Raw genomic sequence first — 10,809 nt, 5'->3', positions numbered from 1 at the left:
GCATCGAACATGCCACCGGTCACGGGCAGCCGCATGGGCATTCCAGACGGGCCGGGTCTCGGCATAGACGTCGTTCCCGATCTGCTCGGCGCGCCGTTCTTCGAGGTCGGGCGCTGAGATGAAAATCCGCAGCATCAAAGCCACGCCGATCAATTTGCGCCTCGAAGCGCCCTACGCCTGGGTGTTCGGCGAACTCGACGGATTTTCACCGACCGTCGTCGAAGTCGAGACCGAGGATGGCCTGGTCGGCCTCGGCGAAGCGCCGACGCCAGCGGCGGCCGCGATCATCAATGATGTCCTGGCGCCGCGGCTGGTCGGGCGCGATGCCTTCGACATCGCCGGCGCCGAGCATGTCTGCCTGCCCTTTTGGACCGGCGTGCAGTCGATCAACGACCGCACACGCATCATGGCTTTCGGCGCCATCGAGATGGCTTTGTGGGACCTGCGCGGCAAGGCGTGGAACCAGCCGCTCTACCAGTTGCTCGGCGGCGCCGTACGCAAGGATATCCCGTTCACCGACTATTTTTCGCTGCGCGGTGATGGGCCAAAGGTGACGGGCGAGACGGCGCCCGAGGAAGTCGCCGACTATTGCGTCGAATTGCACGAGACGCATGGAACGACTTTCTTCGAAGGCAAGTTCTCGACCGAAGATCCGAAAATCTCGCTCAGGATGGTCGAGCTGATCCGCAGAAAACTCGGCGACGATGCGATGATCCGTATCGATTCCAACCAGGCCTATTCGCTCAGCACCGCGCGGCGGCTGGCGCGCCCGCTGGAAGAATTGGGCGTGCGCAACTGGGAGGATCCGGTGGCGACCATCGAGGAGATGCGCGAGTTGCGGCGCCATTGCTCGATCCCGTTCTCGACCCACAACATCGACATTGCGCGCGCCATGGAAACCAAAGTGCCGGACGCGTTCGTCGGCAACCCGACGACGCATGGCGGCATCGGCCGGCTGTTGCGCTTCGTCGGCGCCTGCGAGCATGCCGGGATCGATTTCTGGTGCTACAGCGGCGACAGCGGCATCGGCAGCGCCGCCTATCTGCATCTGTGCGCGGCACTCGGCTGGATCAGGGAGCCGAACCAGTCGCTGTTTCGCATGCTGCCGATGGATGTCACCGAGGAAGGACCGTTTTCGCCGAAAAACAATGTCGTGCGCGTTCCGGAAGGTCCCGGTCTCGGCGTCACCTTGTCGCGCGAAAACCTCGCTGCCTGTCACAGAGACTTTACCGAGAAAGGACCGTGCAACAAGTATCATGACCCGGCAAAGCCCGGAACCTATCGCCGTTTGCCGCTGAACTAGATGACGGCAAGCGGCCAAGACCGATGGCCAGACACGAGAAGCCAACCGCCGCGACTTCGGTCGGGAAGGTTGGACAAAGACGGTGGAAGCAGTGCAGCCAACAATCCGGAGCGTCCATGCCACGACTGGATGGACCGGACAAAACCGCATGCTAAAGTTCCGATAGACAGGCCTCCGGTGCCGGGAAAATGGAGCAATCCACGAAATTTCGTCAACCATAAGAAATAGGGGAAAGGGTAAAAACCCATGAGCAAGAACCACAGCATTCTCGACCTGATCCGGCGCAATCGCACGCCGCTTGAAAATCACCTGATCGATGGCCTCGTCGACGGCCGTGTCAGCCGCCGCGACTTCGTCCGTCACGGCAGCCTGCTCGGCCTGTCGCTGCCGCTGCTGGGCCGCATCGGCATGGCCGCCGGCCTTGGCGGCATGCCGTCGCTGGCGCGCGCCCAGGGCGCGCCGGGCGCCACCATCCGCGTCGCCAGCAGTGTGCCGGCGGCGACGATCGACCCGGTCAGCATTGCGGACGCCGGCGGCCTGCTGATCATGCAGCAGGTTGCCGAATTCCTTTGCGTCGACGGCCCCGATCTGGTGCTGCAGCCGGCCTTGGCCGAAAGCTGGAAGCCGAACGACAACGGCACGGTGTGGACCTTCAAGCTGCGCAAGGGCGTAAAATTCCACAGCGGCGGCGAGATGAAGGCCGACGACGTCGTGGCCAGCATCGACCGCCTTGCCGACCCGGCCAACTCGTCCAATGCGCTGTCGGTGTTCACCGGCATCCTGCAGAAAGGCGCTTCAAAGAAGGTCGACGACTACACGGTGGAATTCCACCTCGATGCGCCGAACGGCAACTTCCCCTACATGCTGTCGTCCGACAACTACAACGCCGTCATCATCCCGGCGAGCTACAAGGGCGACTACGAAAAGAGCTTCGACGGCACCGGGCCGTTCAGAATTGAGAAATACACGGCAAAGGTCGGCGCGTCCTTCGTCCGCAACGAGGACTATTGGGGGCCGAAGGCCTTGCCCGAGCGCACCGAATTCACCTTCTTCACCGACATGCAGCCGCAGATCCTGGCGCTGCAGGGCGGACAGGTCGACATCATCAACCAGATGCCGGTGCTGGCCGGCGTCGCTCTGCTCAACGATCCGAACATCGACATCATCAGCCTGAAGTCGTCGGCCCATCAGCAGCTGCACATGCGCTGCGACGAGGGTCCGTTGAAGGATGCGCGCGTGCGCCGAGCCATTGCGCTCTGCCTCGATCGCGACAAGCTGGCCGCCGGCCTGATGAAGGGACGCTCCGCCCTGGGCAATGACAGCCCGTTCGCCGCCGTCTATCCTTCGACCGATACGAGCGTGCCGCAACGCAAGCAGGATATCGCCCAGGCCAAGCAGCTCATGGAAGCAGCCGGCCTTGGCCAGGGCTTCAAGATAACCCTGACCACCGAACGCTACCTGGAAATCCCCGAATACGCCCAGCTCATCCAGAACTGGGTCAAGGAGATCGGCGTCGAGCTCGACCTCAACATCCTCGACCAGAGCGGCTATTACGGAGACGCGGTGTTCGGCAAGTCGAACTGGCTGGATTCGGTGATGGGCATCACCGACTACGGCCACCGCGGCGTGCCGAACGTCTATCTTGCGGCACCGCTGAAGAGCGAAGGCACCTGGAATGCGGCGCATTTCAAGAACAAGGACTATGACGCGCTGGCGACCAGCTACATCGCAGCACTCGACCTCGAGGCGCAGAAGGCCGACGCCGGCAAGATCCAGAAGCTGTTGCTCGAGGAAACGCCTGTTATTTTCGGCTATTTCTACGACTATCTGACGGCGACGGCGAAGGGCGTGGCCGGCGTACAGCCGACCGCCATGTCGCAGCTGTTCCTCGACAAGGCATCGAAAGCCTGAACTAACTCTTTGTTGGAGCATGACCTTTTCCGAAAACCGGTCCCCACTTTTCGGGATCATGCTCAAAGGGAAAGCCAATCCTCTAACAGCCAGCTCCCGCATGGGGCTGGCTCCACAAGGAGTCTTAGCCATTCTCTCCTTCCTTGCCCGGCGTGTCTCGCTGTCGCTGGTGACGCTGTTCCTGCTCAGCATCATGGTGTTCCTGGGCGGCCAGGTGCTGCCCGGCAACGTCGGGCGCGCCATATTGGGTCCATTCGCCGACCAGCGCGCGGTCGACGCGCTCAATCACACGCTCGGCGTCGATCGCCCGCTGCTGGCACAGTACTGGGGCTGGATCTCTAATTTCGTCCAGGGCGACATGGGCACGTCCTACATCTTCCGCTCGCCGGTCGCGCCTTTCGTCATCGATGCGCTCGGCAATTCGATGAAGCTGGCGGCGGTCGCCTTCGTGCTGGTGGTACCGATCGGCATCCTCGGCGGCGTCGTCGCCGCGCTCAACCTCAACCGCCCGCTCGACCGCATCATCAGCCTCGGCGGTCTGTCGGTGACGGTGCTGCCGGAATTCGTCACCGGCATCATCCTGATCCTGATCTTTGGTGTCTGGCTGCGCTGGCTGCCGATATCGGCCGCATGGCCGCGCGACGCCGGCTTCTTCACGCAGCTCTACTACCTGATCCTGCCGTCGCTGCCGCTGTTCCTGGTGCTATTCGGCTACATCGCCCGCATGGCGCGCTCCGGCATGATCGAAGCGCTCGATTCCGACTACACGCGAACGGCCGTGCTGAAGGGCCTGCCCTGGCGCACGGTGATCTGGCGCCATGTGCTGCGCAATGCGCTGCTGCCGACCATCACCGTTATCGCCACGCAGACCGGCTACCTCATCGGCGGCCTTGTCGTCATCGAAACGCTGTTTCGCTACCAGGGCATCGGCTCGCTGATCTTCACTGCCGCGCGCGGCAAGGATTTCCCGATGCTGGAATCCGGCATCCTCACCATCGGCATCGTCTATGCCGTGGCCACTCTTGTCGCCGACTTCCTCTATTCCGTGCTCAATCCGCGCATCCGGCTGGGGACAGACCAATGAGCACCATCCAGACCACCTCCTCGACACCCGACGACACGCGCCCGCGCGGCCCGCTGGCCGAGGTCTTCTTCTCGCTGCTGCGCTCGCGAACATTCCTTGTCGGTTTCGCCATCGTGCTGTTCTGGGTTGCCTGCGCGCTGTTCGGCGAGCACTTCGCACCCTACGACCCGCTCGCCGACGACATCATCAACGCGCTGGCGCCGCCTTCTTCCGAACACTGGTTCGGCACCGACCAGATCGGCCGCGACGTCTTCTCGCGCGTCATCGTCGGCTCGCGCGACATCCTGACCGTCGCCCCGCTGGCGACCTTGCTGGCGACAGTGGCCGGCACGGCGCTCGGCCTCGTCACCGGCTATTTTCGCGGCTTCGTCGACGATGTCGTCAGCCGAATCCTGGAAGCCTTCATGGCGATCCCGGTGGTCATCGTTGCGTTGCTGGCGATCGTTGCGCTCGGCACCTCGAAGACGACGGTCATCGTTGTCATCGGCTTAAGCTTCGCGCCGATCATCGCGCGCACCGTGCGCTCCGCGGTGCTGGCCGAGCGTGAACTCGACTATGTCGCTGCCGCGCAGCTAAGGCATGAAAGTGCCCTGCATACGATGTTCGTCGAGATCCTGCCCAACGTCATTCCGCCGATCCTGGTCGAAACCACTGTGCGGCTCGGCTATGCCATCTTCGCCGTCGCCACGCTCTCCTTCATGGGTTTCGGCATCCAGCCGCCCTCTCCCGACTGGGGGCTGTCGATCTCCAACAATTACGGCATGATCGGCGGCGGCTTCTGGTGGACGGTGCTGTTCGATGCGCTCGCCATCGCCTCGCTGGTCATCGGCGTCAATCTGGCCGCCGACGGCGTTCACGGAGCGCTCAATGACTAACTCCGCCAAGGCCGAAAACGCACTCGAAGTCACCGATCTTTCGGTTGCCTACCGCGTCGCCGGCCGCAACCGCGCCGTGCTGCGTAACCTCAGCCTCACCATCGGCCAGGGCGAAGCCTATGGGCTGGTCGGCGAATCCGGCTGCGGCAAATCCACCGTGGCGCTTACGGTGGTGCGCTATCTGCCGAGAAACGGTTCTATCACCGGCGGCACGATATCGCTCGACGGCCAGAACGTGATGAAACTCGACGCCGAGGCGCTCAGGCGGGCGCGGGCCGAAAGCGTCTCCATGGTCTATCAGGACCCGGGCAAGGCGCTGAACCCGTCGATCCGCGTCGGCCGTCAGTTGACCGAGATTTTTGAACTCGGCGGCATTTCGGGACAAGCGGCCACCGACCGGGCGATTGCCATGCTGAACCGCGTGCGCATCTCCGACCCCGTCAGCGTCATGCAGCGCTACCCGCACCAGCTTTCCGGCGGCATGCAGCAACGCGTGGCGATTGCCATGGCGCTGGCCAACGATCCGTCGATGCTGATCCTCGACGAGCCGACGACCGGCCTCGATGCGACGGTAGAGGCCGAAGTGCTCGACCTGATCGCGCAGCTGCGGCAAGAACTCTCGGCCTCGATCCTGTTTATCAGCCACAACCTCGCCGTCGTCTCCAACATGTGCGACCGCGTCGGCGTGCTCTATGCCGGCATGCTGGTCGAGGAAGGACCGACGGAGGTCGTCTTCAACGACCCGCGCCATCCCTACACCGTAGCCTTGCTGCGCTGCCTGCCGCGCGGGGGCCAGCGCAAGGACCAGGGCCGCCTCGATACCATTCCCGGCTTCCTGCCCGGCATCGGGGCCGACATCAAGAGCTGCGCCTTCGCCGACCGTTGCGCGCTCGCCGACGACCGCTGCCGCAGCGAATTGCCGCCGCTCTACGATCTGGGCGGCCGGCTGTCGCGCTGCTTTCATCACGACAAGGCGCAGGCGCTGCCGCGTGCGACACCGAGCGATGTGGCGCCTGTACCAAGGGCGGCGGCAGCGCCGGTGCTGCGCGTCACCGGGCTGAACAAGACCTATGCCAGCCATGGCCATGCACTGCGCGCCGTGAAGGACGTGTCGCTCGACCTGCGGCCTGGCGAAACGCTCGGGCTGGTCGGCGAATCCGGCAGCGGCAAAACGACCTTCGCCAGGCTGCTGCTCGGCCTTGTGCCGCCGGACGCAGGCGGCACGATCGAGCTGGAAGGCAAGGCGCTGGCGCCCAGGCTGGAGAACCGCAGCGACCACCAAATCAAGGCGATGCAGATCGTCTTCCAGAACCCGGACTCCGCACTCAACCGATCGCATTCGATCCGGCATCTGATCGGACGCGCGCTGAAGCGGCTGGCGGGGCTCTCCGGCAAGGCGCTGGAGGCTCGTCTCAACGACCTTATCCGCTCGGTGCGGCTTACGGACCGGCATCTGGCTGTAAAACCGCGCCAACTTTCCGGCGGCCTGAAGCAGCGGGTCGCCATTGCCCGCGCCTTCGCCGGCGACCCGCGCATCGTCGTCTGCGACGAGCCGACCTCGGCGCTCGACGTCTCGGTGCAGGCGGCCATCCTCAATCTGCTCGCCGACCTGCAGTCGAAGGAAGACGTCAGCTACATCTTCATCTCGCATGATCTGGCCGTGGTGCGTTACCTCTCCGACAAGATCGCCGTGCTCTATCTCGGCCGCATCATGGAGCTCGGACCGTCGGAAGAGGTCTTTTCCGGGCCGCATCATCCCTACACCGAAGCGCTGCTGTCGGCCGTGCCCAAACTCGACCAGACCGAGACGGCGCGCATTCGTCTCGACGGCGAAATCCCGAGCGCCACCAATCCGCCGTCGGGCTGCGTGTTCCACACGCGCTGCCCGCGCAAGATCGGTCCGATCTGCGAACAGCAGGAGCCGCCGCTGAGCGAGGCCCAGCCCGGCCATTCGATCCGCTGCCACATTCCATATGCCGAACTGGCCAGGCTGCAGAGAGCGGCCGTGACCGAGCCGGCATAGCGCCGCGCTTCCGTGGCTTGGCCAGTCAGACCTGGCCGGCCATGCTGAGAGCACGGTCACCTTCCGAAAAGCCCTGCCCTTCGGCCCAGTCCCTGGCCAGCGTGCGCAGGCCTGTGAGCGCGACATCCAGGACATCCGAAGAAACAGGATTGGAGGGATAGGCGAGGTAGATCGGCCGCTGGAACACCGGCGCGTCGTCGATGCGCCGCATTTCGCCGCGCTCGATATGGCCGCTGACGGCGCTGAGCGGCAGATAGGCGGCGGCCTGCTGCGACAGGACATGCTGCAGCCCGATGAAGACCAGCCCCGCCGATATGGCCGGCTTGACCATGCCGGCATAGGCGCGGTCGTGCTCGATGCGGAACTCAAGCCCCCAGTCCATCAGGATGTAGTTTTCGGTCCACGGCCTGGTCTGCGCGGCGTGCTGCACCAGCACGACCTGATCGACGGCCAGCGTTTCGTAGACGATGCCGGGGTGCGGCCGCGGCAGATAGAGGATGCAGATATCGAGCAGGCCTTCCGCCAGTTGGTCGATCGCCGAGTCCGGGAAACTGCCTTCAAGCCGCAGCGCCACGTTCGGCCGCCTGGTGCGCATCCACTCGACCCATGGCGAGGTGATGCGGTCCCACAGATAGGCAGGCGCGGTCAGCCGCAGCAAGGTCTCGTAGCCATCGGGAACGGCGATGTCCTGCCGCGATTGCTCCCAGGTGCGGGTGATGGAAGAGGCATGTGGCAGGAACTGCCGCCCGGCCGGCGTCAGCGTGACGCCATCGCGGTCGCGCACGAAAAGCCGGCGGCCCAACTGCTCCTCCAGCCCCCTGATCCGTGCGCTGACGGTGGACTGCGCGAGGTTGAGCCGGCTGGCCGCAACGGTGAAGCTGCCATGGGTGGCGACTTCGAGAAAGCTGCGCAGATTTTCAGTGTCCATGCCCACCTCTGCATCGAAAATTTCGATGACCCCTATCAAAAAATATCGCTTTCCGGCGGCAGTCAACAATGAACTAGATGGCCGAACCCCAAGACAAGCGAGGAATCCAGCCATGCCCAAGCATTTCCGGATGATCGACAACGCTCGCAGAACGCTCACTGCAATCGAAAATTCCGCTGTCGACGAATTGCTGGCCGGCAGGATGGACCGCCGCGACTTCCTGCGCCATGGCAGCGTGCTTGGTCTCTCACTGCCGTTCCTGGGCAGCCTTGTCGCGGCCGCCGGCCTCGGCACGCAGCAAGCACGCGCGGAGGGCAAGCCGGGCGGCACGGTGCGCGCCGGCGTGGCGACGCCGGGCGGCGCCATCGATCCCGTCACCTATTATGACAGCGGCAGCTACCAGCTGGTTTTCCAGACCGCCGAATTTCTCTGCATCACGCAGCCGGACCTCACCTTGAAGCCGGTGCTGGCGGAGAGCTGGGCGCCGAACGAGGACGGCAGCGTCTGGACGTTCAAGCTGCGCAAGGGCGTGAAATTCCACAATGGCGAGGATTTCAAGGCCGACGACGTCGTCGCGACCTTCGACCGGCTGGCCGACCCCAACGGCGCTTCCAATGCACTTTCCGTGTTCAAGGGGCTGCTGTCGAAAGGCGGCACCCAGAAGGTCGACGACCACACCGTCGCCTTCCATCTCGATGCGCCGAATGGCAGCTTTCCCTATTCGGTGTCGATCGACAATTACAACGCCGTCATCCTGCCGGCGAGCTACAAGGGCGACTACGAAAAGACGTTCGAAGGAACCGGGCCATTCCGGCTGGAGACCTATACGCCAAAGGTCGGCGCGACCTTCATCCGCAATACCGACTATTGGGGCGAGAAGGCGCTGCCTGACCGGCTCGAATTCAAATTCTACGGCGACGTGCAGCCGCGCATCCTGGCGCTGCAGGCCGGCGAGGTCGACATTCTCGACGCCGTTCCGCTCGATGTAAGCCAGGTGGTGCTGAACAGTCCTGATATCACGGTGCTGCGTGTCGCTTCGACCGCGCACCGGCAGCTTCACATGCGCTGCGACACCGGCCCCTTCACCGACAAGCGCGTGCGCCAGGCGCTGGCGCTGTGCATCGACCGCTCCAAGCTGGTCGACGGGCTGTGCCGCGGCATGGCGGCGACCGGCAATGACAGCCCCTTCGCACCCGCTTTCCCCGCAACCGACAAGACGGTGCCGCAGCGCGTCCAGGATATCGCCAAGGCCAAGCAGTTGCTGGAGGCGGCGGGCCTTGCCAGTGGTTTCGACATCACGCTAACGACGCTGCGCTATTCCGACATTCCCGGCTACGCGCAATTGTTCCAGAATTTCGCCAAGGAAATCGGTGCCCGCATCTCGCTCAACATCGAAGACCAGGACAAATATTACGGCAAGGCGGTGTTCGGCCAGTCGGACTGGCTGGACAGCCCACTTGGCATCACCGACTACGCCCATCGCAGCGTGCCGAACGTCTTCCTGAAGAGCCCGCTGGTCAGCGACGGTCCGTGGAATGCGGCGCATTTCAAGAGCCCGGCCTATGACGGCATGGTCACCAGCTATCTCAAGGCGCTCGATGTCGGCGCGCAACGCGCTGCCGCCTCCGACATCCAGAAACTGCTGCTCGACGAGACGCCTGTCATCTTCAGCTATTTCCCCGATCTGCTGGTGCCGGTGCGCAAGAATGTCAGCGGCTTGCCGCCGATCGCCGCCGGCCTGCTGCTCGATCGCGTGTCCCTGAGCTGATCGTGCCTCAACGCCCGATGACAAAAGAAACAAAACGGGAGACTACCATTCGCAAGCCTCATCTGCGCGGCCGCGGGCCGCATTTTCCCTTGCTCGATACCATCGTGCAGTACGACTTCGAGCCGGGCTACATAGCCTTCACCATGCCGACGCAGAAGCGCCTGCGCGTGCAGGTGGGGTCAATGACCGTGGCCGATACGACCAACGCCTTGGTGTTCTACGAATCCGATCATCTGCCGGTCTACTATTTTCCGATCGGCGACGTTCGCGAGGAGTTCCTGCTGCCGAGCAAGACCACGACAGAGGACCCATTCAAGGGCACAGCCACCCACTATTCGCTCAACACCGGCATCACGCTGGTCGAGGACGCGGCCTGGCGCTATCTCGATCCGGTCAAGGGCTGTCCGCCGATATCGGACTACATGTCGTTCACCTGGAGCAAGATGGGGCACTGGTTCGAGGAGGACGAGGAGATCTTTGTCCACGCCCGCGATCCCTTCCGCCGCGTCGACTGCCTGCCGTCGTCGCGGCGCGTGCAGGTCATCCTCGATGGTGAGCAGGTCGCCGATTCACGCCGCGGCGTGTTCCTGTTCGAGACCGGCCATCCGGTGCGCCACTATCTGCCGATCGCCGACACGCGGCTCGATATGTTCGCGCCCAGCCGCTACATCTCGCGCTGTCCTTACAAGGGCATCTCCAACTACTATCACGTGACGACCAAGGCCAAGCGCCACGAGAACCTGGTCTGGTATTATCCTGAGCCGGTGCACGAGGCGGAGCGCATCAAGGGGCTGGTCTGTTTCCACCACGAACTGGTCGACAAGATCCTGGTCGATGGCGTCGAAATCCCGAAGGAAGCCACGGCCGCGTCGAGCGGTTATTTCTAGGCATCGACGCCGCTTGCGCGCGGGCGCTTG

8 protein-coding genes and 1 pseudogene are annotated in these 10,809 nt (G+C 63.7%); 8 read left to right on the top strand and 1 reads right to left on the bottom strand.

Annotated features, from left to right (window positions below; translation table 11 throughout):
* The 6 genes and pseudogenes from EN955_RS35960 to EN955_RS07985 form a co-directional block, all read left to right on the top strand.
* A pseudogene (locus tag EN955_RS35960) lies at window positions 1-117 on the top strand (mandelate racemase); the annotation flags it as partial.
* A 1-nt stretch (window position 118) separates the two neighbouring features.
* Window positions 119-1,303, top strand: a complete 1,185-nt coding sequence (locus EN955_RS08005) for a mandelate racemase/muconate lactonizing enzyme family protein (RefSeq protein ID WP_024502609.1) — start codon at window positions 119-121, stop codon at window positions 1,301-1,303.
* 246 nt (window positions 1,304-1,549) lie between these two features.
* On the top strand, window positions 1,550-3,214 hold the full coding sequence (locus EN955_RS08000; protein ID WP_013532880.1) for an ABC transporter substrate-binding protein: 1,665 nt from the start codon (window positions 1,550-1,552) through the stop codon (window positions 3,212-3,214).
* Between the two features lie 100 nt (window positions 3,215-3,314).
* Complete coding sequence (locus EN955_RS07995) at window positions 3,315-4,298, top strand: ABC transporter permease (RefSeq protein ID WP_245265312.1); 984 nt, start codon at window positions 3,315-3,317, stop codon at window positions 4,296-4,298.
* Window positions 4,295-5,173 carry an ABC transporter permease gene (locus EN955_RS07990; protein WP_024502607.1) on the top strand — a complete coding sequence of 293 codons (879 nt, stop codon included), beginning with the start codon at window positions 4,295-4,297 and terminating at the stop codon, window positions 5,171-5,173. The genes EN955_RS07995 and EN955_RS07990 overlap by 4 nt, the downstream gene beginning before the upstream one ends.
* The gene (locus EN955_RS07985; protein WP_024502606.1) at window positions 5,166-7,196 is read left to right on the top strand and encodes an ABC transporter ATP-binding protein; all 2,031 of its coding nucleotides are present in this window, start codon (window positions 5,166-5,168) and stop codon (window positions 7,194-7,196) included. The genes EN955_RS07990 and EN955_RS07985 overlap by 8 nt, the downstream gene beginning before the upstream one ends.
* 25 nt (window positions 7,197-7,221) lie before the next feature.
* Here EN955_RS07985 and EN955_RS07980 read toward each other — a convergent pair whose 3' ends face one another.
* Entirely contained in the window at window positions 7,222-8,124 is a 903-nt protein-coding gene (locus tag EN955_RS07980; RefSeq protein ID WP_024502605.1) for a LysR family transcriptional regulator, read from the bottom strand.
* 112 nt (window positions 8,125-8,236) lie between these two features.
* Here EN955_RS07980 and EN955_RS07975 point away from each other — a divergent pair, with 112 nt between their 5' ends.
* Window positions 8,237-9,892 (top strand): ABC transporter substrate-binding protein, encoded by a 1,656-nt coding sequence (locus EN955_RS07975; protein WP_024502604.1) that lies wholly within the window; start codon window positions 8,237-8,239, stop codon window positions 9,890-9,892.
* On the top strand, window positions 9,889-10,779 hold the full coding sequence (locus tag EN955_RS07970; RefSeq protein WP_164752838.1) for a DUF427 domain-containing protein: 891 nt from the start codon (window positions 9,889-9,891) through the stop codon (window positions 10,777-10,779). The genes EN955_RS07975 and EN955_RS07970 overlap by 4 nt, the downstream gene beginning before the upstream one ends.
* Window positions 10,780-10,809: the final 30 nt, after the last annotated feature.

This window comes from Mesorhizobium sp. M7A.F.Ca.CA.001.04.2.1 (genome assembly GCF_003998485.1).
GTDB classification, from domain to species: domain Bacteria; phylum Pseudomonadota; class Alphaproteobacteria; order Rhizobiales; family Rhizobiaceae; genus Mesorhizobium; species Mesorhizobium ciceri.
This window is presented reverse-complemented; position numbering and strand designations above follow the sequence as displayed.